General features: G+C 73.7%; 19 protein-coding genes and 1 riboswitch. Of the genes, 15 read left to right on the plus strand and 4 right to left on the minus strand.

Annotation, left to right across the window (positions count from 1 at the left end):
- Window positions 1-49 precede the first annotated feature (49 nt).
- The 5 genes from ACTJIY_RS12505 to ACTJIY_RS12525 are packed head-to-tail and all read left to right on the plus strand — an operon-like array spanning window position 50 to window position 6866.
- Window positions 50-1003: an ABC transporter permease gene (locus tag ACTJIY_RS12505; RefSeq protein WP_440674086.1), complete on the plus strand. Its 954-nt coding sequence runs from the start codon at window positions 50-52 to the stop codon at window positions 1001-1003.
- On the plus strand, window positions 1000-2073 hold the full coding sequence (locus ACTJIY_RS12510) for an ABC transporter permease (RefSeq protein ID WP_440674087.1): 1074 nt from the start codon (window positions 1000-1002) through the stop codon (window positions 2071-2073). Before ACTJIY_RS12505 ends, ACTJIY_RS12510 begins: the two co-directional genes overlap by 4 nt.
- A complete protein-coding gene (locus ACTJIY_RS12515) occupies window positions 2070-3887 on the plus strand; it encodes a dipeptide ABC transporter ATP-binding protein (protein ID WP_440674088.1) in 1818 nt (605 codons plus the stop codon). Before ACTJIY_RS12510 ends, ACTJIY_RS12515 begins: the two co-directional genes overlap by 4 nt.
- On the plus strand, window positions 3884-5302 hold the full coding sequence (locus ACTJIY_RS12520; protein WP_440674089.1) for a M20/M25/M40 family metallo-hydrolase: 1419 nt from the start codon (window positions 3884-3886) through the stop codon (window positions 5300-5302). Before ACTJIY_RS12515 ends, ACTJIY_RS12520 begins: the two co-directional genes overlap by 4 nt.
- A 25-nt stretch (window positions 5303-5327) precedes the next feature.
- Complete coding sequence (locus tag ACTJIY_RS12525; protein WP_440697240.1) at window positions 5328-6866, plus strand: MFS transporter; 1539 nt, start codon at window positions 5328-5330, stop codon at window positions 6864-6866.
- Between the two features lie 75 nt (window positions 6867-6941).
- Here ACTJIY_RS12525 and ACTJIY_RS12530 read toward each other — a convergent pair whose 3' ends face one another.
- Window positions 6942-7427 carry a Dps family protein gene (locus ACTJIY_RS12530; RefSeq protein ID WP_253055203.1) on the minus strand — a complete coding sequence of 162 codons (486 nt, stop codon included), beginning with the start codon at window positions 7425-7427 and terminating at the stop codon, window positions 6942-6944.
- Between the two features lie 260 nt (window positions 7428-7687).
- Here ACTJIY_RS12530 and ACTJIY_RS12535 point away from each other — a divergent pair, with 260 nt between their 5' ends.
- Window positions 7688-8719 carry an aldo/keto reductase gene (locus ACTJIY_RS12535; protein ID WP_440674090.1) on the plus strand — a complete coding sequence of 344 codons (1032 nt, stop codon included), beginning with the start codon at window positions 7688-7690 and terminating at the stop codon, window positions 8717-8719.
- Complete coding sequence (locus ACTJIY_RS12540; RefSeq protein WP_440674091.1) at window positions 8716-9948, plus strand: LLM class flavin-dependent oxidoreductase; 1233 nt, start codon at window positions 8716-8718, stop codon at window positions 9946-9948. The genes ACTJIY_RS12535 and ACTJIY_RS12540 overlap by 4 nt, the downstream gene beginning before the upstream one ends.
- On the opposite strand, the gene ACTJIY_RS12545 is transcribed toward ACTJIY_RS12540, so the two are convergent.
- On the minus strand, window positions 9922-10431 hold the full coding sequence (locus ACTJIY_RS12545; RefSeq protein ID WP_440674092.1) for a hypothetical protein: 510 nt from the start codon (window positions 10429-10431) through the stop codon (window positions 9922-9924). The two genes, ACTJIY_RS12540 and ACTJIY_RS12545, sit on opposite strands and share 27 nt — an antisense overlap.
- A gap of 163 nt (window positions 10432-10594) precedes the next feature.
- On the opposite strand from ACTJIY_RS12545, the gene ACTJIY_RS12550 reads away from it, so the two are divergent.
- Window positions 10595-10999, plus strand: a complete 405-nt coding sequence (locus ACTJIY_RS12550; protein WP_253055213.1) for a hypothetical protein — start codon at window positions 10595-10597, stop codon at window positions 10997-10999.
- Between the two features lie 55 nt (window positions 11000-11054).
- Here ACTJIY_RS12550 and ACTJIY_RS12555 read toward each other — a convergent pair whose 3' ends face one another.
- Together ACTJIY_RS12555 and ACTJIY_RS12560 are read right to left on the minus strand one after the other, a co-directional pair.
- Window positions 11055-11627, minus strand: coding sequence for a flavin reductase family protein (locus ACTJIY_RS12555; RefSeq protein WP_440674093.1), 573 nt, complete (start codon window positions 11625-11627; stop codon window positions 11055-11057).
- The gene (locus tag ACTJIY_RS12560) at window positions 11624-12214 is read right to left on the minus strand and encodes an NADPH-dependent FMN reductase (RefSeq protein WP_440674094.1); all 591 of its coding nucleotides are present in this window, start codon (window positions 12212-12214) and stop codon (window positions 11624-11626) included. The genes ACTJIY_RS12555 and ACTJIY_RS12560 overlap by 4 nt, the downstream gene beginning before the upstream one ends.
- Window positions 12215-12234: 20 nt before the next feature.
- A riboswitch (SAM riboswitch) is annotated at window positions 12235-12368 on the minus strand.
- Window positions 12369-12652: 284 nt separating this feature from the next.
- On the opposite strand from ACTJIY_RS12560, the gene gdhA reads away from it, so the two are divergent.
- The 7 genes from gdhA to ACTJIY_RS12595 all read left to right on the plus strand — a co-directional run bounded on the left by gdhA (window position 12653) and on the right by ACTJIY_RS12595 (window position 20810).
- Window positions 12653-13990 (plus strand): NADP-specific glutamate dehydrogenase, encoded by a 1338-nt coding sequence (gene gdhA / locus ACTJIY_RS12565; RefSeq protein WP_353707498.1) that lies wholly within the window; start codon window positions 12653-12655, stop codon window positions 13988-13990.
- An 82-nt stretch (window positions 13991-14072) separates the two neighbouring features.
- Window positions 14073-14867, plus strand: coding sequence for a copper homeostasis protein CutC (locus ACTJIY_RS12570; protein ID WP_253055217.1), 795 nt, complete (start codon window positions 14073-14075; stop codon window positions 14865-14867).
- Window positions 14868-15119: 252 nt separating this feature from the next.
- Window positions 15120-16799 carry an ABC transporter substrate-binding protein gene (locus ACTJIY_RS12575; RefSeq protein ID WP_253055218.1) on the plus strand — a complete coding sequence of 560 codons (1680 nt, stop codon included), beginning with the start codon at window positions 15120-15122 and terminating at the stop codon, window positions 16797-16799.
- 46 nt (window positions 16800-16845) lie between these two features.
- Window positions 16846-17844, plus strand: a complete 999-nt coding sequence (locus ACTJIY_RS12580) for an ABC transporter permease (protein WP_047231353.1) — start codon at window positions 16846-16848, stop codon at window positions 17842-17844.
- Entirely contained in the window at window positions 17837-19003 is a 1167-nt protein-coding gene (locus tag ACTJIY_RS12585; RefSeq protein ID WP_253055219.1) for an ABC transporter permease, read from the plus strand. The genes ACTJIY_RS12580 and ACTJIY_RS12585 overlap by 8 nt, the downstream gene beginning before the upstream one ends.
- Complete coding sequence (locus ACTJIY_RS12590) at window positions 19000-19929, plus strand: ABC transporter ATP-binding protein (protein ID WP_353707501.1); 930 nt, start codon at window positions 19000-19002, stop codon at window positions 19927-19929. The genes ACTJIY_RS12585 and ACTJIY_RS12590 overlap by 4 nt, the downstream gene beginning before the upstream one ends.
- Window positions 19926-20810 (plus strand): ABC transporter ATP-binding protein, encoded by an 885-nt coding sequence (locus ACTJIY_RS12595; protein ID WP_440674095.1) that lies wholly within the window; start codon window positions 19926-19928, stop codon window positions 20808-20810. The genes ACTJIY_RS12590 and ACTJIY_RS12595 overlap by 4 nt, the downstream gene beginning before the upstream one ends.
- Window positions 20811-20863: the final 53 nt, after the last annotated feature.

Here is a 20863-nt window from a genome sequence, read left to right on the forward strand (position 1 = left end):
ACGTCGCGGCGTCGGGCAGGCGGGCATCCCCCACGGAAGGAGGCCGACCATGGGCCGGTACGTCCTGCGTCGCGCCGGGCAGGGCCTGTTCGTGCTCTGGGCGGCGTTCACCATCTCGTTCTTCGTCCTCTACCTGCTGCCCAGCGACCCGGCCGCGCTCATGGCGAGCGGCGGGGGCGAGGCGGACCAGGTGGACCCCGCGCTGCTCGACGCCCTGCGCGCGCAGTACGGCCTCGACCGGCCCGTGCTCGTGCAGTACGCCGACGCGCTGTGGCACGCGCTGCGCCTCGACTTCGGGACGTCGTACGCGTCCGGGGCGCCCGCGACGCAGCTCGTGCTCCAGGCGCTCCCGGAGACGCTCCGGCTCACGGCCGCGGCGCTCGTCCTCGCCGTCGTGGCGGGCGCGGGCATCGCGATCGCGAGCACGTTCCCGCGCGCGGCCTGGCTGCGCCACGCGCTCGCGTCGCTCCCCCCGCTCGGCGTCGCCCTGCCGCCGTTCTGGCTGGGCCTGCTCCTGCTGCAGTGGTTCTCCTTCCAGATCCCGCTGTTCCCCGCGATCGGCAACGAGGGCGCGATCAGCCTCGTGCTGCCGGCGATCACGCTCGCCGTCCCGGCGAGCGCCGCGCTCGCCCAGGTGCTCGCGCGGAGCCTGCGCGGGACGCTCGGTGAGCCGTACGTCGAGACGGCGCGCGCGAAGGGCGCGAGCCGGGCGCGCGTGCACTTCGGCCACGCGCTGCGCAACGCCGCGATCCCCGCGCTGACCGTCCTGGGGGTCGTCGTGGGCGGGCTGCTCGGCGGCACGGTCGTCACGGAGACGGTGTTCTCGCGCGCGGGCCTCGGGCGACTCACGGTCACGTCCGTGGACGCGCAGGACATCCCCGTCGTGCAAGCGGTCGTCGTGCTCTCCGCGCTCGTGTTCGTGGTCGTCACGCTCGTGGTCGACCTGCTCTACCCCCTGCTCGACCCCCGGATCGACGCACGACAGAAGGCGGTGGCCGCATGAGCACCAGGCCAGGGGTGCGCATCGTGCTCCGCGACGCGGTCGAGGTCCCGACGACCGCGAGCGACCGCGCGACCGCTCCGACGCGAGACGTCCCGCGGACGGACGTCCCGCCGTCGGGCGACGCGCGGCCGGGGAGCCCGGAGGTCCCCGAGCCGCGGGCGCCCGAGGAGATCGAGGTCGAGGACCGCGAGGACGCGCGCGCGATCCTCCGGCACGGCCGCGTGCGGACCCAGGGCACGGCGGGCCGGTGGCGGCGCGGGGTGCGGTACGCCGTGCGGCGTCCCGGGCTGGTCGTCGCCGTGCTCGTCGTCCTGCTCGTCACGGCGTGGGCGGTCGTCCCGCAGCTCTTCACGGCGTACGACCCGCTGACGGGCGTGCCCGCGGACCGGCTCCAGCCGCCGTCGGGCGCGCACCTGTTCGGCACCGACCACCTGGGTCGCGACGTGTACGCGCGCGTCGTCCACGGCGCGTCGGCGTCGCTCAGCGCGACCGTCATCGCGGTCGCGGTCGGGCTCGTCGCCGGGTCGCTGCTCGGCCTGCTCGCGGGGTTCGTGCGCGGGTGGGTGGACGACGTCGTCGGCCGGTTCGTCGACGTGCTGCTCGCGATCCCCAGCATCCTGCTCTCGCTCGCGATCATCACGGCGCTCGGGTTCGGGACGCTCAAGGTCGCGATCGCCGTCGGCATCACGAGCGTCGCGACGTTCGCGCGCGTCATGCGGGCCGAGGTCCTGCGCACCTCGACGTCGGTGTACGTCGAGGCGGCCCGTGCGTCGGGGGTGCGCTGGTACGGCGTGCTCGGGCGTCACGTGCTGCCCAACTCGACGGGACCGGTGCTCGCGCTCGTCGCGCTCGAGCTCGGGACGGCCGTGCTCGCCATCTCGGCGCTGAGCTTCCTCGGCTACGGGACGCCGCCGCCCGCGCCCGAGTGGGGGTCGCTCGTCTCGGGCGGGCGCGACTACCTGGCCACCGCGTGGTGGCTCACGACCATGCCGGGCCTCGTGATCGTCGCCGTCGTGCTGTCGGCGAACCGCATCGCGCGAGCCCTGGAACGGACCGGAGGGGACGCATGACCGCCACGACGCCGACCACCCAGGAGCGTCCCGGCCCGACGTCGGGCGAGGCGCCCGCGCTCGAGATCCGCGGTCTCGAGGTCGTCTACCGCACGCGCGACGGCGGCTCGTACGCCGCCGTCCGCGGCGTCGACCTCACGGTCGGGGCGGGCGAGGTCGTCGCGCTCGTGGGCGAGTCCGGGTCGGGCAAGAGCACGACGGCGCACGCGGCCCTGCACCTGCTCGCGCGCGGGGGAGCGGTGACGGGCGGGACCATCCGCCTCGGTGGGCGCGACGTCGGACGGCTCTCCGAGAAGGAGTGGCAGCAGGTGCGCGGCCGCGACGTCGGGCTCGTGCCGCAGGACCCGACGGTGTCCCTCAACCCCGTCACGCGCGTGGGCGACCAGGTCGCGGAGGTGCTCGTCATCCACGGGCTCGCGCGGCGCAAGGAGGCGCGCGAGCGCGCGGTCGAGCTGCTGCGCCAGGCCGGGATCGACGACCCGGAGGCCCGCGCACGGCAGTACCCGTCGCAGCTCTCCGGCGGGATGCGCCAGCGCGTGCTCATCGCGATCGCCGTCGCGGCCCGGCCGCGCCTCGTCGTCGCGGACGAGCCCACGAGCGCGCTCGACGTGACCGTCCAGCGCCGCATCCTCGACCACCTCGACGGCCTCGTGCGCGACCTGGGCACCGCGGTCCTGCTCATCACGCACGACCTCGGCGTCGCGGCGGACCGCGCCGACCGGATCGTCGTGCTCGAGCGCGGGGTCGTCGTCGAGGAGGGCACCGCGGACCAGGTGCTGCACGACCCGCGCCACCCCTACACCCAGCAGCTCATCGCCGCGGCGCCGAGCCTCGCGAGCTCGCGCCTCGTCGCGGGCGGCACGCCGGAGACGGCGCCGGACGACGGCGTCGTGCCGCGCGCCGACGCGAGCCGCGCCGCGGTCGCGAGCCGCGCCGACGGTCAGGGGACCGCGGTGCCCGACGGCGCCGGCCCGGACACCGCGAGCGTGCCTGTCCTCGCGGTGCGGGACCTGCGCAAGGAGTTCACGCTGCCGCGCGGGTCGGCGCACCGGACGCTCGTCGCCGTGGACGGCGTGAGCTTCGCCGTCGGGCGCGGCGAGACGTATGCGCTCGTGGGGGAGTCGGGGTCGGGCAAGAGCACGACGGCGCGCCTCGCCCTCCGGCTCGAGCGGCCCACCGCGGGCACGGTGGAGTTCGCGGGCGAGGACATCACGACGGCGCGCGGCGAGCGGCTGCGGTCGCTGCGTCGCGGCTTCCAGGTGGTCTACCAGTCCCCGTACGCGTCGCTCGACCCGCGGTTCACCGTCGAGCAGATCGTCACCGAGCCGCTCCGGGCGTACCGGGTCGGGTCGCCGTCCGAGCGGGCGGACCGGGCACGTGCGCTCGTCGAGGACGTCGCGCTCCCGCCCGACGTGCTCCGCCGGGGACCGCGCGAGCTCTCGGGCGGGCAGCGCCAGCGCGTCGCCATCGCGCGGGCGCTCGCCCTGAACCCGGCGCTCGTCGTCCTCGACGAGCCCGTCTCGGCGCTCGACGTGTCCGTGCAGGCACAGATCCTCGAGCTGCTCGTGCGGCTCCAGGCCGAGCACGGGCTCGCGTACCTGTTCATCTCGCACGACCTCGCGGTCGTGCGGCAGGTGTCCGACCACGTCGGCGTCATGCACCGCGGGCGCGTCGTCGAGCAGGGCCCGGCCGAGCAGATCCTGCTCGACCCGCAGGAGGAGTACACGCGCGAGCTCGTCGCGGCCATCCCCGGCCGCCGCGCGCTCCAGGACGCGCCCCGGGCGTCGTCCACGACAGCAGGGAGCGCACGATGACCGTCACCGCACGACCCACAGCGCCCGGCGCCCGGCCCGGGACCAGGGCGACGCCCGGGCCGCGCGTGCTCGCGGAGCCCGCCCCCGCGCCGTCGCGCACCGAGCTCGCGGGCCGCACCACCGAGCTGCTCCAGGCGATGATCCGCAACGCGTGCGTCAACGACGGCACCGTCGGCTCGGGGCAGGAAGTGCGCAACGCGCGCGCCGTCGCCGACGCGCTCGACGGCCTCGACCTCGAGGTCGAGTGGGTCGAGCCGCGCCCCGGCCGCACGTCGCTCGTCGCGCGCCTGCGCGGCACGGACCCGGAGGCGCCCTCGCTCGCGCTCGTCGGGCACACCGACGTCGTGCCCGTCGAGCCGGAGGGGTGGACGCGCGACCCGTTCGGCGGCGAGCTCGTCGACGGCTGGGTGTGGGGTCGTGGCACGATCGACATGCTCGGGCTCACGTCCGCGTTCGCGGTCGTCACGCGCGCGGTCGCGGAGAGCGGGCGACGGCTGCGCGGCGACCTCGTGCTCGCCGTCGTCGCCGACGAGGAGCACGGCAGCACGTGGGGCGTCGACTGGATCACCCAGCACCGGTACGACCTCGTGGACGTCGACGCGGTGCTCACGGAGTCGGGCGGGGTCCCGCTGGGGTCCCGCGGGAGCCGCACGATCGCGGTCGGGGAGAAGGGCGGCGCCGGGCGCCGGCTGCGCGTCGTCGGGCGTCCGGGGCACGGGTCGGGGCCGTACGGGTCGCTCAACGCGATCGTGCTCGCGGCCGAGGCCGTGCGGCGGATCACCGCGCACCGCGGGCCGGTCGTCATCGGCCACCTGTGGCGCCGCTACGTCGACGCGCTCGACCTCGCGCCCGACGTGCGGGCCGCGCTGCTCGACCCCGCCCGGATCGACGACGCGCTGCCCGCGCTCGGCGCGCTCGCGTCCGTCGCGCACGCCACGACGCACACGACCGTCGCGCCGACCGTGCTGCACGCCGGGTCGAAGCCCAACGTCATCCCCGGGCTCGCGGAGGTCACGCTCGACATCCGCGTCCTCCCGGGCGCGACCCCGCAGGACGTGGCCGACCTGCTCGACGACGCGCTCGGCGACCTGCGCGAGCACGTGCACGTCGAGGGTGACTGGTTCGGCGAGGCGTCGCAGTCGCCCACCGACGGCGCGGCGTACGCGGCGATCGAGCGCGCAGTGCGCGCGCACGCGGGCGCCGACGTCGTGCCGGTCCTCGGGACCGGCGGCACGGACGGGCGCTTCTTCCGTCGCCGCGGCGTGCCGGCCTACGGGTTCGGCCTGCTCAGCGAGCAGTGGGACCCGGGGGTGTTCCGTTCGCTGTTCCACGGGAACGACGAGCGCGTCGACGTCGAGTCGCTCGGGCTCACCGCCACCGCGCTGCACGACGTCGTCACGAGCTACCTCGGGTGAACGGTCATCCGGATGACGGCTTGCCGTGGCGGTGACGATGGACGGTCGGGCGTCGCGGGCCGTGCTGCGGGTCTGCCTCGCGACCGGGTTCGTCACGCTGCTGGACTCGGCGATCCTCACCGTCGCGGCACCGGCGCTGCGCAGCGAGCTCGGGGCGACGACCGCGCAGCTCCAGTGGATCCTCGCCGGGTACTCGCTGACGTTCGGGCTCGCGCTCGTCCCGGCGGGCCGCCTCGGCGACCGGCTCGGGCGCGGCCGACCCCTGGCCGTCGGGCTGGCCTTGTTCGCCGCGGGGAGCCTCGTCGGCGCGACGGCGTCCGACGCCGACGTGCTCGTCGCCGCGCGACTGCTCCAGGGCGTCGGCGCCGGGACCGCGAACCCGCAGGTCATCGGGCTGCTCCAGGACCACTACGCCGGGCCGGCCCGCGCACGTGCGCTCGGCGCGTACGCCTCGACGGGGGCGTTCGCCATGGTCCTGTCCCCGCTCGTCGGTGGCGGCATCCTGTCCGGGCTCGGACCGGCGGCGGGGTGGCGCGTCGCCGTCGGGCTCGCCGCGCCCCTGGGGCTCGCCGTGGCCGTCGTCGCCCTGCGCGTGCTGCGTCGCGGCTCGACGCGAGCGGGTGGCCTGACCCCGCGCGGCGCGCCCGGTCGCGACGGCGGTGCCGGGGAGGGCCGGGCAGCAGGCCGTCCGGCCGGCGAGGGCCTGTCCGCGAGCCGCGCCCGCGGTGGCCGCGTCGGCGGCGGGTTCGACGCCGTCGGGCTGGTGCTCGTCACGCTCGTGACGCTCGGGCTGCTCGTCCCGTTCGTCGCCGAGGGGCCGCGAGCCGTCGTGCTGCCGCTGTCGCTCGGGGTGCTCGTGGCCGCCGTCGGGGCGCTCGTCGTGTGGGAGCCGCGCTACGCACGGCGCGGTCGGACACCGGTTCTCGCACCCGTCCTCCTGCGTTCCCCGACCTACATGCTGGGCTGCGTCGTCGCGGCGTTCAGCTTCGGGGCCGCGCTCGGGTACTCCGCCGTCCTCATGCTCTTCCTCCAGGACGGCGCGGGCCTCAGCCCGGTCCAGGCAGGCCTGGTTACGACGCCGGGCGCGATCGCCTCGGTCGTGGCGGCGAACCTCTCGTGGCGGCTGTTCCGCCGGTTCGGCCGCCGCGGCGTGTCCGTGGCCGTCGGCGCGAAGGCGCTCGTCGCCGCCGGCACGGCGCTCGCGGTGGCGGTCGCGCCCACGGCCACGGTGGTCGCCGTGCTCGTCCTGTCGCAGGTGCTGACGGGCGTCGTCGGGGGGCTGACGATCTCGCCCAACCAGACGCTGACGCTCGAGGGTGCCCCCGGCACGGAGCGCGGCGTCGCCGGCGCGGCGCTCCAGCTCGTGCAGCGCGTCGCCGCGACGGTCTGCATCGCCGCGATGACGGGCACGTTCGTGGGCCGGACCGACGGCGCGGTCCCGGGCGTCCTCGACGCCCATCGCGACGGACTCGTCGTCGTGAGCGCCGCCGTCGCGGCACTGGCGCTCGTCGCGTGGGCGGCGTCCCTGCTCGACGAACGGCTCGCCCGCCCCGCCGCGAGGTAGAGCCGCAGGTCGCGAGGTAGAACACCAGGGGTTCTACCTCGCGACCTGCGGCTCTCCCTCGCGGGGCCGGGCCGGTCAGGCCTCGCGGTTCTCCGACGAGAGGAACCAGGCCTGCTTCTCCAGGTCGGCGATGATCTCGTGCAGGATGTCGGCGGTCGTCGGGTCCTCGGCGTCGACGGCGTCGTGCACCTCGCGCACGACCTCGACGGTCTGGGCGATGCGCTCGACGATCGCGTCGACCGTGTCGCCGACGGACACGAGGCCGGCCGGGTACGGGGAGAGGTCCGTCGTGGTCGCGACGGTCTCGGTGCGGCCGTCGGGCACGACCTGGAGCGCGCGCATGCGCTCGGCGACGGTGTCGCTGTGCTCGCGCGCGACGTCCACGACGTCGTCGAGCTGGAGGTGCAGGTCGCGGAACCCGCGGCCCGTGACGTTCCAGTGGGCCTGCTTGCCCTGGACGTGCAGGTCGACGAGCGCGACGAGCACGCGCTGGAGGTGCGAGCGGAGCGCCTCCGACGCCTCGAAGCGGGCGGTGGCGCGGTGGATGGTGGGTGCGGACATGGTGCTCCTCGCTCTCTCGGGGGTCTCCCGGAACGTGCGGCGGTCACCCGGCTTCCGTCGGTGCCGACTCGTGACTCGTTCTCTTGAACGATTCCAGACTAGGCACCATTCCGCGTCCCCGCCAGCAAGGACAGGCGTGCCTGACCTGCGGTGACACGTCGGCGTTACCCGCCGCGACGAGACCCGTCACGTTCGCTCGCCAGGTGAGAGGACCGGCCCTCGCTCTTGCCGCGGGGCGCTCGCGGTGGTCCGCTGGCGGCATGACCGACGACCGTCACCCCGCCGCTCCCGCCCCCGCACGCCCGACCGCACGCACGCTCGGTACGGGCGACGCCGCGCTCACCGTCTCCGCCCTCGGGTTCGGCGGCATGTCCGTCACGGACGCGTACGGACCCGCGGACGCCGTCGAGGCGGAGGCCGTGCTGCGCCGGGCCCTCGAGCTCGGCGTCACGCTCGTCGACACCGCCGACGTCTACGGCCACGGGCGCAACGAGGAGCTCATCGGTCGTGTGCTGGGCGCTCACCGGGACGAGATCGTCCTCGCGTCGAAGTTCGGGCTCCCGCCCGCGGGCGGCCACCCCGACGGCCGCCGGGTCGACGGGCGCCCCGAGTACGTGCGCTCGGCGGTCGACGCGAGCCTGCGCCGCCTCGGCACCGACCGGCTCGACCTGTACTACCTGCACCGCATCGACCCGCAGGTCCCGATCGAGGAGACCGTCGGGGCGCTCGCCGAGCTCGTCGTGGCGGGCAAGGTCCGGACGATCGGGCTCTCGGAGCCCTCGGCGGCCACCGTGAGCCGCGCGCACACGGTGCACCCGATCACCGCCGTGCAGAGCGAGTACTCCCTGTGGACGCGCGACCCGGAGGACGAGGTGCTGCCCGTGCTGCGCGAGCTCGGCATCGGGTTCGTGCCCTTCTCGCCCTTGGGCCGCGGCATCCTCACGGGCACCGTGGACGCGACCGACGGCTTCGCCGAGGACGACGTGCGCCGTTCCCACGCGCGCTACGCCGGCGAGGCGTTCGAGCACAACCGCGGCCTGGTCCGCTCGCTCGAGCAGCTCGCCGCCGAGCGTGGCGTCACGACGGCGCAGCTCGCGCTCGCGTGGCTCCTCGCCCAAGGTGACGACATCGTCCCGATCCCCGGCACCAAGCGCCTCGCGTACCTCGAGCAGAACGTCGCGGCCGCCTCGATCGAGCTCACCCCGGACGACGTCGCGGCGATCGGAGCGGCCATCCCGCGCGGGGCCGTGCAGGGCGTCCGCCACCCGCAGCCGGACCTGCTCGCGGGATGAGCGCCGACGCAGCGGCCGAGCCCGCGACACCCGCGTCCCCGCCCGACGAGGCGGCCGCCCGCCGCCCGCTCGCCGTGCACTGGTTCCTGCCGACGTCGGGCGACGCACGCGGGATCGTCGACGGCGCGCACGCGAAGGACACGCCCGGCCGGGCGACCGGGTTCCGCGCGCCGTCGCTCGACTACCTGGAGCAGGTCGCGGTCGCTGCCGACCGCCTCGGCTACGAGGGCGTGCTCACACCGACGGGGACGTGGTGCGAGGACGCGTGGCTCGTCACGTCCGCGCTGATCCGCAGCACGGAGCGGCTGAAGTTCCTCGTCGCGTTCCGCCCGGGCCTCGTCTCGCCGACGCTCGCGGCGCAGATGGCCGCGACCTTCCAGCGCCTGTCCGGTGGACGGCTGCTCCTCAACGTCGTCACGGGCGGCGACGAGAACGAGATGCGCAGGTTCGGCGACTGGCTCGAGCACGACGAGCGGTACGACCGCACGCGCGAGTTCCTCGAGGTCGTGCGCGGCGTGTGGGAGGAGGCGCCGCTCTCGTACGAGGGCACGCACTACCGGATCGCCGACGCCCGGACGTCCGCGCCGCCGGACCCGCGCCCCGAGATCTTCTTCGGCGGATCGTCGGAGGCCGCGCTGCCCGTCGCGGCGGCCCAGGCCGACGTCTACCTCACGTGGGGCGAGCCGCCCGCGCAGGCGCGCGAGAAGATCGAGCGCGTGCGCGAGCTCGCCGTCGCGCAGGGACGCACGATCCGCTTCGGGGTGCGCCTGCACGTCATCACGCGCGACCGGTCGGCCGACGCGTGGGACGTCGCGCAGCGGTTCCTCGACGACCTCACGCCCGAGCAGATCGCGGGCGCCCAGCGGCTCCTGGGCTCGTCCGGGTCGGTCGGGCAGCAGCGCATGGTCGCGCTCCACGGCGGCGGTGACCTCGCGGCCACCCGGCGCGCGCGGGACCTCGAGATCCACCCCGGGCTGTGGGCAGGCGTCGGGCTCGTGCGCGGCGGCGCCGGGACGGCGCTCGTCGGCAGCCACGAAGAGGTCGCCGACCTGATCGAGGAGTACCGCGCGGCCGGGTTCGACGAGCTCGTCCTCTCGGGCTACCCGCACCTCGAGGAGGCGTACTGGTTCGCGGAGGGCGTCCGCCCGCTGCTCGACGCGCGGGGTCTCACCGCTCCCGCCACGCGCACCGGCGGCACCGCGTCACGCACCCATGCCGTGCCGTTCTGAGCCGGTTGCCGGCCCCGTCGGCGAGGTCCGCGCGACGCTGTCGGGTGCGCCCGGACGGCGCGCCCGGACGCCGACGAGCGCCAGGACGAGCTGGGCGACCCAGAGCAGCAGGACCGCGGGGGCGACGACGGCGCTCGCGGCCTCCGCGGCGGCGTACCCCGCAGGCACGGGGACGTCCACCGGCACCGGCTGGGTGAAGGCCAGGAGGAACCCGACGGGGATCGCCACGATCCACAGCGCGACGGTCACGACGGCGTAGGGGAGCGGGACGTCGTCGGCGGACCGCATGCGCCCGACCCACGTCCCTAGCAGGGGAGCGAGCGCGAGCAGGCCGGCGACCGGGATCGCCGCGACCACGAACCCTGCCAGGAGCAGTCCGCCGCCCGCGGCGACGGCACCGGCCACGAGGCACAGCGGCAGCACGAGCGCTGCCCAGAGCTGGCCGCGGAACGCGGTCCTCCGCAGCCGTCGTGCTGTCGCCATCGGTCGCCCCCTCGTCGCCCTGACCCGCGTCGTCGCGCGCCGTCGTCGGCATCGTACGGCGGCGCGGTCGTCCAGGGGATGGTGCGCGCGACCCATGGCTCGCGGCGGCGTGCGGACCTAGACTGGAGGTGTCTTGTGGTCTCTCGCGCAGAGGTCGGCTCCGATGTCGTGGCTGCTGATGGTCTGGTGCGCGACGGCGTGCACGGTCGCCGCCGTGTGGTGGGTGCTGCGCCGCGCCGGCCGACCCCCGAGCCACCGGACGACCGGCCGACCGCACCTGCTGCGCCGCCGCCCGACGCCCCCCGACCCGCTCGCCACGCTCGCGCTCCAGGTGCGGCTGAGCGAGCTCGCGGCGGAGATGCGGCGCATCGAGGCGGACCCGGACGTCTACGCCCGTGCCCACCACTACCTCGCGGTCCAGGGCGCCTACGACGCCTTGCTCCGGGAGGCGTGCCGGCTCACGGGTCTCTCGGTCGAGGACGCTCCGCTGCGGGCCGGCTTCCGCACGGGCGACGACGAGCGGTTCCGCGAGGAGCTCGAGCTGAGCGCGCGCGGCTGGAGCTGGTGACCGGTCCGCCCGTGAGGGGCGGCACGGGACGGGCGAGGGGCTGCTGGGTTCGCTCTCAGAGCGCCGAGTGGTCCCCGATCCGGTGGTACGTGCGGTCGTGGTAGACGAGCGGCGACGGGGTGCCGGCCACCTCGTCGCGCCGGGGGCCCGCACCCGTGCCGACGCTCGACGCGAGCGCTCGCAGCGAGACGAGGTAGGAGTCGCCCACCGGCGTGCGCTGTACCACGCGGCCCCGGACCCACGAGAGGGCCCCGTCGATGACGGGTTCCCCGGTGTCGAGGCGGGACCAGCCGCCGTCGGCGAACCGGTCGATGCCGCTCGTGGCGAAGCGCGCCGAGACGTCGTCCTGGTGGTCGGCGAGGAAGCTCACCGCGAGCGTCCGTGCCGCCGACACGGCGGGCCACGACGACGACGTCGACGCGAGCGAGAACGCGAGCAGCGGCGGTGCGGCCGAGACGGAGATGACCGACGTCGCGGTGAACCCGACGAGGCGGCCGTCGTGCTCGAGCGCGATCACGGCGACGCCCGCGGGGTGGCCGCGGAACACGGCCTTGTACTCGTCGGGGGAGAGCTGCGGCTCGTCCTGCTCCGCCAGGAGGGCCTCCAGGTGGGTGAGCTCGGCGGTCATCGGGCCACCCCCGCGAACGCGTCGGCGACGGCGTGGTCGGCGGGCGCCGGGCCGTCCGCGGGGAGGGGCGTCGCGGAGCGACGGAGGGTGTCGCCCTCGCGGGCGAGCCACGCGTCCACGACCGGGCCCAGGTCCGCGAGCTGTGGCTCGGTGACCGTGAGGGAGCGGGTCGGGACGACGGCGCCGAGCTCGACGAGCACGGGCCGCAGGTGCACCTCGCCGACGAGCGCGTGGGCGGGGTTGCCCGACACGACGAGCGGCACGACGACGACGCCCGCGAGCCCGTCCGGGCCGTAGAGGTCGAGGAACGCCTTGAGGAGCCCGGTGTACGACGCCTTGTAGACCGGCGTCGCCACGACGGCGACGGTCGCCGTGGCCAGCCGGTCGCGCGCGGCGTCCGCCGCGGGGCGCTCGGGACCGAGGATCTCGGCGGCGAAGGCCGCGAGGTCGATCGTCGCGACGTCGGTCGTGCCGAGGAGGCTCGCGACACGGTGCGCCACGGTCTCGGCCGCGTCCAGCGTCCGTGAGCCGGGGCGCGGGTTGCCGGAGACGGCGAGGACCGTCGAGGAGGGGGAGCGGTGGGTCATGTGTACCTCGCAGTAGTCGTCGATCACGCTTGCCGCGCGGCCGTCCCGCGGGTGCGGGGCCGGTCGCGCGCGGCCTGGTCATCTCCCGGAGCACCCCGCCGTGACAGGGGGTTGCCGACCAGCGAGCCGGGGCTTGGCGCTGGTGCTCGTGACCTGGGGACGGGTATAGCAACGGCCCCGCGAAAACCGCACCGAAGTAGTCGGGTTTCTCAGTGGGTGGACGGTTGTGTCGTCCGGGGGTACCTGCGGCCGTGCCCACGACGGGCCCACGACGTGCCCGGGGAGCCGTGCCGGAGCCCGGGCACGACGGGTGCGAGGCCGGTGCGAGGCCCGTGCGAGGCCCGACGAGATGCGCAGGGAGTGAGACGGCGGTACGGGAACTTCTGGCACAGGCGTACCGTCAGCAGGAGTTTCCGTCCGCCCAGACGAGGAGAGCCCATGGACAGCCGACTGCAGTCCGTCTACGACGAGGTCCTGCGTCGCAACCCCGGCGAGGCCGAGTTCCACCAGGCCGTGCGCGAGGTCTTCGACTCGCTCGGCCCCGTGCTGCGCAAGCACCCGCGCTACGTCGAGGCGGCCGTCCTCGAGCGCGTGTGCGAGCCCGAGCGCCAGATCATCTTCCGGGTCCCGTGGGTGGACGACACGGGCCGCGTGCAGATCAACCGCGGCTTCCGCGTCGAGTTCAACTCCGCGCTCGGCCCGTACAAGGGCGGCCTGCGGTTCCACCCGTCGGTCTACCTCGGGATCGTGAAGTTCCTCGGCTTCGAGCAGATCTTCAAGAACTCGCTCACGGGCATGCCGATCGGCGGCGGCAAGGGCGGGTCGGACTTCGACCCCCGCGGCCGCTCCGACGGCGAGGTCATGCGGTTCTGCCAGTCGTTCATGACCGAGCTCTACCGGCACATCGGCGAGAACACCGACGTCCCGGCCGGCGACATCGGCGTGGGCGGTCGTGAGATCGGGTACCTGTTCGGGCAGTACAAGCGCATCACCAACCGCTACGAGTCCGGCGTCCTCACGGGCAAGGGCATCTCCTGGGGCGGTTCGCTCGTGCGCACCGAGGCGACGGGCTACGGCACCGTGCTCTTCGCGCAGAGCATGCTCGAGACGCGCGGGCAGGACCTCGACGGCCGGCGCGTCGTGGTCTCGGGCTCGGGCAACGTCGCGATCTACGCGACCGCCAAGGCGCAGCAGCTCGGCGCGAACGTCGTCGCCTTCTCCGACTCCTCCGGCTACGTCGTCGACGAGGCGGGTGTCGACCTCGACCTGCTGCGCCAGATCAAGGAGGTCGAGCGCGGCCGCGTCGCCGACTACGCGGCCCGTCGGCCCGGGGCGCGCGTCGTCACCGACGGCTCCATCTGGGACGTGCCGTGCGACGTCGCGCTGCCGTGCGCGACGCAGAACGAGCTCGACGAGGGTGCGGCCAAGCAGCTCGTCGCGAACGGCGTCGTTGCGGTCGCCGAGGGCGCCAACATGCCGACGACGCCCTCCGCCGTCGCGCTCCTCCAGGAGGCGGGCGTGCTGTTCGCGCCCGGCAAGGCCGCGAACGCGGGCGGTGTCGCGACCTCGGCGCTCGAGATGCAGCAGAACGCGTCGCGCGACGCGTGGTCGTTCGAGTACACGGAGGAGCGGCTCGCGCAGATCATGGCGGGCATCCACGACCGGTGCGTCGAGACGGCCGACGAGTACGGCGCGCCCGGCAACTACGTGCTCGGCGCCAACATCGCGGGCTTCACCAAGGTCGCCGACGCGATCCTCGCGCTCGGCGTCATCTGACCGTCGTCTACCCTGGCCGACGGCCGCCGTCGCGCACGCCGCGCGACGCGACGGCCGTCGGACCGGACGACGGGAGAACGCAGTGACGACCACCGACCCCGAGGGCCCCGCCGTGCGCGCGAGCCGTGACGTCGTGCTCGAGCTCGCGGTGCAGGATCCCGAGGGCGTGCGGGTGGCCGCGTCCGTGGGCGCTCGGCGGGTCGAGCTGTGCGTCGGACTGGGCGCGACCGGCGGGCTCACGCCGAGCGCCGGTCTCGTCGAGGCGGCCGTCGTGGCGGCCGCCGACGCCGCAGGACGTGCACCCGTGGAGGTGCACGTCCTCGTGCGTCCGCGCCCGGGAGGGTTCGTCCTCTCGGCAGCCGACCTCGACGTGCAGGTCCGCGACGTCCGGGCCGCGGTCGCGGCGGGTGCGGCGGGCGTCGTGGTGGGCGCCCTGACCCCGGACGGCGTCGTGGACGTCGCCGCCGTGCGCACCCTCGTCGAGGCCGCCGACGGCCGCGAGGTGACGTTCCACCGCGCGGTCGACGTCGTGGCCGACCCGCTCGCAGCGCTCGACGCGCTCGCGGGCGTCGGCGTGCGGCGCGTGCTCACGTCGGGCGGCGCCTCTCGCAGCATCGACGGCGTCGACCGCCTGCGCGCCATGTCGGTGCACGCCCGCGGACCCCTGGGCGGCCGCGTCGAGGTCATGGCGGGTGGGGGCGTGCGGCCCCAGGACGTCGGCGCGCTCGTGGCCGCCGGCGTGGACGCCGTGCACCTCTCCGCGAAGCGGGTCGTCGCGGACGACGCCGGGCCCGGTGGCGGCGGCGACGCCGGCTACGAGGTCACGGACCCGGAGGTCGCCGCGGCCGCGCGCGCGGCGCTCGACGCCACGCGCTGACGGCCCCGCTCGCCCCCGCGCTCCGGCGCGCGCGAGCCGTCCACGGTACGGCGTCTCGACGGCCGGCCCCCGCCACGCGGGGGTCGGCCGTCGTCGTCTCAGGTGCGCGTCGACGGCTCATGTCTCAGTTAGGTAACTTTCCTGTCGTATTAGGGGGCGGCGCGGAATCGATTAGTTAGTGTTCCTGCCACACGCCTCCGGGCGCCACGACGAACGACGCGACGACGCGTCGTCCACGCGAAAGGACCGATGATGATTCGAAGCACGGCGCGCAAGCGTCTGCTCACGGCGGTTGCGCTCGTGACCGGCGTGACCCTGATGGCGACGGGCTGCTCCGGCTCCGGGAACGGCGACGGCGACGAGACCGCCGACGGTGGGCGCACGCTCAACGTGTGGGCCGGTACGCAGACGCCGATCGTCGCGAACTTCAACCCGTACTCGCCGAACCCGCTGCACGCGGCCAACGGCGCGATCTACGAGCCGCTCTTCTACTACAACAAGGCGCAGGCCAGCGACCCCGAGCCCCGTCTCGGCGAGTCCTTCGAGTGGTCCGAGGACGGCACCGAGCTCACGGTGAAGCTCCGCGAGGGCGTCAAGTGGACCGACGGCGAGGACTTCGACGCCGACGACGTCGTGTTCTCGCACACCAACGAGGCCGCCAAGCGCGACTTCGTCGTCTCGGTCGAGGCCGTCGACCCGTACACCGTGAAGTGGACGTTCGACTCCCCGCAGTTCACGTCCGAGGTCCAGCTTCTCGGTACGTCGCTCGTCGTGCCGGAGCACATCTGGTCCGAGGTCGACGACCTCGTGACGTTCGCCAACGAGAACCCGGTCGGCACCGGTCCGTACAAGGCCGACGCGGTCACCGAGGCGGCCTACACGGTCGTCGCGAACGAGGACTACTGGGCCGGCGCGCCCAAGGTCAAGAAGGTCCGCTACCTCGGCATCGACCAGAACCAGAGCGCCGAGGACCTCATGACGACGGGCAAGGTCGACTGGACGGCCATGTTCGTGGCCGACCCCGACCGCATCACCGCGGACGGGCGCCTGAGCATGATCAACACGCCGCAGGACCCGACGACGATCTACACGTGCGTGTCGGTCGACCTCGGCTGCACCGGCCCGCAGACCGACGTCGCGGTGCGCCAGGCGATCAACCTCGCCATGGACCGCACCGAGATCAACGAGAAGGCGTTCGCCGGCCTCGCCGCGACCGCGTCCCCGACGTTCGCGCTGCTCGGCCGCGACGACCGCTGGATCTCGCCCGACGTCGAGGCGGAGAGCCCGCAGTCGGCCGACGCCGCGGCCGCGTCGAAGGTCCTCGAGGACGCCGGCTACACCAAGGGCGCGGACGGCATCTACGAGAAGGACGGCCAGAAGGTCGAGATGACCCTCATCACGGTCGACGGCTGGAACGACTACAACGCGGTCGGCGACCTGCTCGTCGAGCAGGCGAAGGCCGCCGGCATCTCGATCGTCCACAACAAGATCACGCAGCAGGAGATGTCGGACGCGCGCGTCGCGGGCACCTACCAGCTCATGGTCGGGGGCATCACGGGCCCGTCGCTGGACGACCCGTTCAGCATCTACCGCCAGTGGATGACGACGGACTACACGCGTCCGGTCGGCGAGGTCATGGAGTCCGGCCTCTTCAACTACGTGCGCTACACCAACCCCACGGTCGACGCCGCGGTCGAGGCGGCCGCCTCGACGAACGACGAGGCCGCGAAGCAGGAGCAGTACGCGATCATCCAGGAGGAGATCGTCCGTGACCTGCCCTACATCCCGGTGGTCGTGAACGCCTCGCAGACGTTCATGGACACGAAGGACTTCACGGGCTGGCCGACCGAGGACGACCTCTACGCCTTCCCGCCGTCGTGGAGCACGGTCTCGCTGGGCGTCGTGCTCTCGAAGCTCGAGCCGGCGAGCTGATGCGACCGCGCCGAGGAGGAGGAACGGGGAACGAGGGGCACGCATCATGAGGTACTACGCACGACGGATCACGTTCTACGTGATCACCCTCTGGGCAGCGGTCTCGCTGAACTTCCTCATCCCGAAGCTCATGCCTGGTGACCCCAAGCAGATCTTCATCGACAAGTTCCTGCGCAAGGGCGGCGAGCTGACGCCCCAGATGCAGAACAGCATCGACCTCCTCTTCGGCGCGGACGGCGACGCCTCCCTGTGGGACCAGTACGTGGACTACTGGGGGCGCCTGTTCCAGGGAGATCTCGGGATCTCCATCACGTACTACCCCCAGCCCGTCACCGAGCTGATCGGCCAGGCCCTCCCCTGGACGGTCGGGCTCGTGGGACTCGCGACGATCATCTCGTTCGTCCTGGGTGTCGGGCTGGGGGCGTGGGCCGGCTGGAAGCGCGGCACGTGGGTGGACAGCATCATCCCCGCGTCGACCCTGCTCCAGGCGGTGCCCTACTTCTGGCTCGCCCTCATCCTCGTCTCGGTCTTCTCGGTCTCGACCGGATGGTTCCCGCGGATCGGCAGCTACGACATCTTCGGCTTCGACAACGGACCGGAGTGGTCGTGGGCGTTCGTCGGCAGCGTGATCTACCACGGGTTCCTGCCCGCGCTGACGATCGTGCTCTCGTCGGTGGGGGGCTGGCTGCTCGGGATGCGCAACATGATGGTGTCCACGCTGTCCGAGGACTACGTCACGACGGCCGAGGCCAAGGGCCTGCGCCGCATGCGCGTGGCGATCACCTACGCGACCCGCAACGCCGCGCTCCCGTCGTTCGCCGGGTTCGGCGTCGCGCTCGGGTTCGTCGTGGCCGGGTCGGTCGTCATGGAGCAGGTCTTCAGCTACCCGGGCCTGGGCAAGCTCCTGTTCAACGCGGTCCAGGCGAGCGACTTCGCGCTCATGCAGGGCACGTTCCTCGTCATCACGCTCGCCGTGCTCGCCGCGAACTTCCTCATGGACATCATCTACGGATTCATCGACCCGAGGGCGCGCGCCAATGTCTGACAACACCCGCGACACGGAGATCGTGACCCCCGCCGCCGACGCGGCACCCGTGGCCACGGTCGTCGCCGACGGCCTCGCGCCGGCGACGACGACCGAGGGGATCGTCCCGGACGTGCGGGACGTCCCCGCGGCGCTCGACCAGGACGCCCCTGCCGCGCCCGCCCGCCGTGGCCTGCGCGCGATGCTCCCGCGCCGGTCCGGCAAGCTCACCGCGGGGATCGTCCTCGTGGCCGGCATCCTGCTGTTCACGTTCGTCGCGCCGTTCTTCACGCAGGACCCGCGCTCGACGGCGAACGCGCGGTTCCTGCCGCCGAGCGCCGAGCACCTGCTCGGCACCAACCACATCGGCAACGACATCTTCGCCCAGGTGGCGTACGGCGGGCAGGGCTCGCTCATGGTCGGCCTCGTCGCCGGCGCGATCGCGCTCGTGCTGTCGATCGTGTTCGGCATCGTCGCGGGGTACCGCGGGCGGTTCACCGACGAGGCCCTCTCGCTCGTCACGAACATCATGCTCGTCATCCCGGGCCTGCCGCTGATCATCGTCATCTCGGCGTACCTGCAGACGCGCTCGCTCCTCATCGTCGCGGTGATCCTCGGGCTGACGGCGTGGCCGGGAGCGGCGATCGTGCTCCGGATGCAGGCGAAGTCGCTGCGTGCCCGCGACTACGTGTCCGCGGCACGCGTCGCGGGGGAGAAGACACCGCGGATCATCCTCGTGGAGATCTTCCCCAACCTCCTGCCGCTCCTCACGGCCCAGTTCCTCGGCGCGGTGCTGCTCGCGATCCTCGCGGAGGCGGGGCTCTCGTTCCTCGGGCTGGGACCCTCCGGCTCGATCACGTGGGGCACGATCCTCAACCAGGCGAGCGCCAACAACGCGCTGAGCCTCGGCATGTGGTGGTGGTTCGTCCCGCCCGGCCTGCTCATCGCCCTCTTCGGCTGCGGGCTCGCGCTCATCAACTTCAGCCTGGACGAGATCATCAACCCCCGCCTGCGCCTGGGGCCGGCGGCCGTGAAGAGCGTGCGCAAGGCCCGCAAGGCCGGCCTCGCCGTGGACGCGGACCCCGCCGGCACCGGACCGGACACCGCCGGCGGCACCGACAGCGACCCTGACGGCACGGACACCGACACCGACGACGCGAAGGAGACGGTGGGCGCATGACCGCCACGACCACGGCCGCCGAGCCGCTCACCAGCGAGCGCCACACCGCCTACCTCGTCGGCAAGGAGCCGGTGCTCACCGCGCGGAACGTCTCGATCGACTACGAGGTCGAGCCGGTCGTCCATGCCGTGAAGGACGTGTCGCTCACGCTGCACCGTGGCGAGATCCTCGGTCTCGCCGGGGAGTCGGGCTGCGGCAAGACCACGCTCGCCTACGGGCTCAACCGCCTCCTCAAGCCCCCGGCCCTCCTCACGTCCGGGTCGGTGACGTTCCACGACCAGGGCGGCGACGACGTCGACGTCGTCGCGCTCTCGGGGGACGCGTTGCGCGCGTTCCGTTGGGACAAGGTCTCGATGGTGTTCCAGGGCGCGATGAACTCGCTCAACCCCGTCATCAGCGTGCGCGACCAGCTCGGGGACGTGCTCAAGACCCACCGGCCGGAGATGGCGCGCAAGGAGCGGGCGACCCGTTCCGCCGAGCTCCTCGAGCTCGTGGGCGTCGACCCGCTGCGTCTCGACAGCTACGCGCACGAGCTCTCGGGCGGCATGCGGCAGCGCGTCATGATCGCGATGGCGCTCGCGCTCAACCCGCAGGTCATGATCATGGACGAACCGACGACGGCGCTCGACGTCGTCGTCCAGCGCGGGATCCTGCGGGAGATCATGCGGCTGCGCGAGCAGCTCGGGTTCGCCGTCGTCTTCATCACGCACGACCTCCCGCTCCTGCTGGAGATCAGCGACCGCATCGCGGTGATGCTGCGCGGCGAGATCGTCGAGATCGACACGGCGGAGTCGATCTTCGAGGACGCCCAGCACCCCTACACGCGGCGCCTGCTGGGCTCGTTCCCGAGCCTCACGGGCGACCGTGGCTCGTTCGTCCGCACGGGCGAGGGCACCGGCGAGAACCAGGAAGGACCGCACGCATGAGCACCCTCGAGGTCCGCAACCTGGTCAAGGACTTCTCGATCCGCAAGGGGCTGCGCCGCACGCGCCTGCGAGCGGTGAACGACGTGTCGTTCACGCTGGAGCCCGGCAAGACGATCGCGGTCGTCGGCGAGTCCGGCTCGGGCAAGTCGACGGTGGCGCGCATGATCGCCCAGCTCGAGACGCCGACGTCGGGCGAGATCCTGCTGGACGGCACGCCGTCCGCGACCCGCGGACGCGGGCTCGACGCCTACCGGCACGACGTGCAGATGGTGTTCCAGGACCCGTTCGCCTCGCTCAACCCGTTCCACACGGTGGCCCACCACCTCGAGCGGCCGCTGCGCCTGCACAAGGTCGCCCGCGGGCGTCAGGCGATCGACGCGCGGGTCCACGAGCTCCTGGAGCGCGTGAACCTCACCCCGGCGCCGGTGTTCGCGGCCAAGCAGCCGCACGAGATGTCGGGCGGGCAGCGCCAGCGCGTCGCGATCGCCCGGGCCCTCGCGCCGGGTGCACGGTTCCTCGTGGCGGACGAGCCGGTGTCGATGCTCGACGTGTCGATCCGGCTCGGGGTGCTCAACCTGCTCGCGCGGCTGCAGCGCGAGGAGAACCTGGGGGTCCTCTACATCACGCACGACCTTGCGACCGCACGGCACTTCAGCGACGAGATCCTCGTGATGTTCCGGGGGAACGTCGTCGAGCGCGGGCCGTCGGACCAGGTGATCCTCGACCCGCAGCACGACTACACCAAGCTGCTCCTCGGCGCGGCGCCGGAACCTCGGAACCACGGGAAGCTCCGTGAGGAGGTGCGCCGCGAGCTCGCGGCGGCCGCGGCGGGCTCGGGCGACGACGCCACGCGCGACCGGTTCGGGACGCGCGGGATGTGAGACCGGCGCACCCGTCGCCCGCTCGATCCGGGCGGCGGGTGCCGCCTCCAGCC

The sequence above is a fragment of the Cellulosimicrobium sp. 22598 genome, assembly GCF_052044445.1.
In the GTDB taxonomy this organism is placed as follows: domain Bacteria; phylum Actinomycetota; class Actinomycetes; order Actinomycetales; family Cellulomonadaceae; genus Cellulosimicrobium; species Cellulosimicrobium cellulans_G.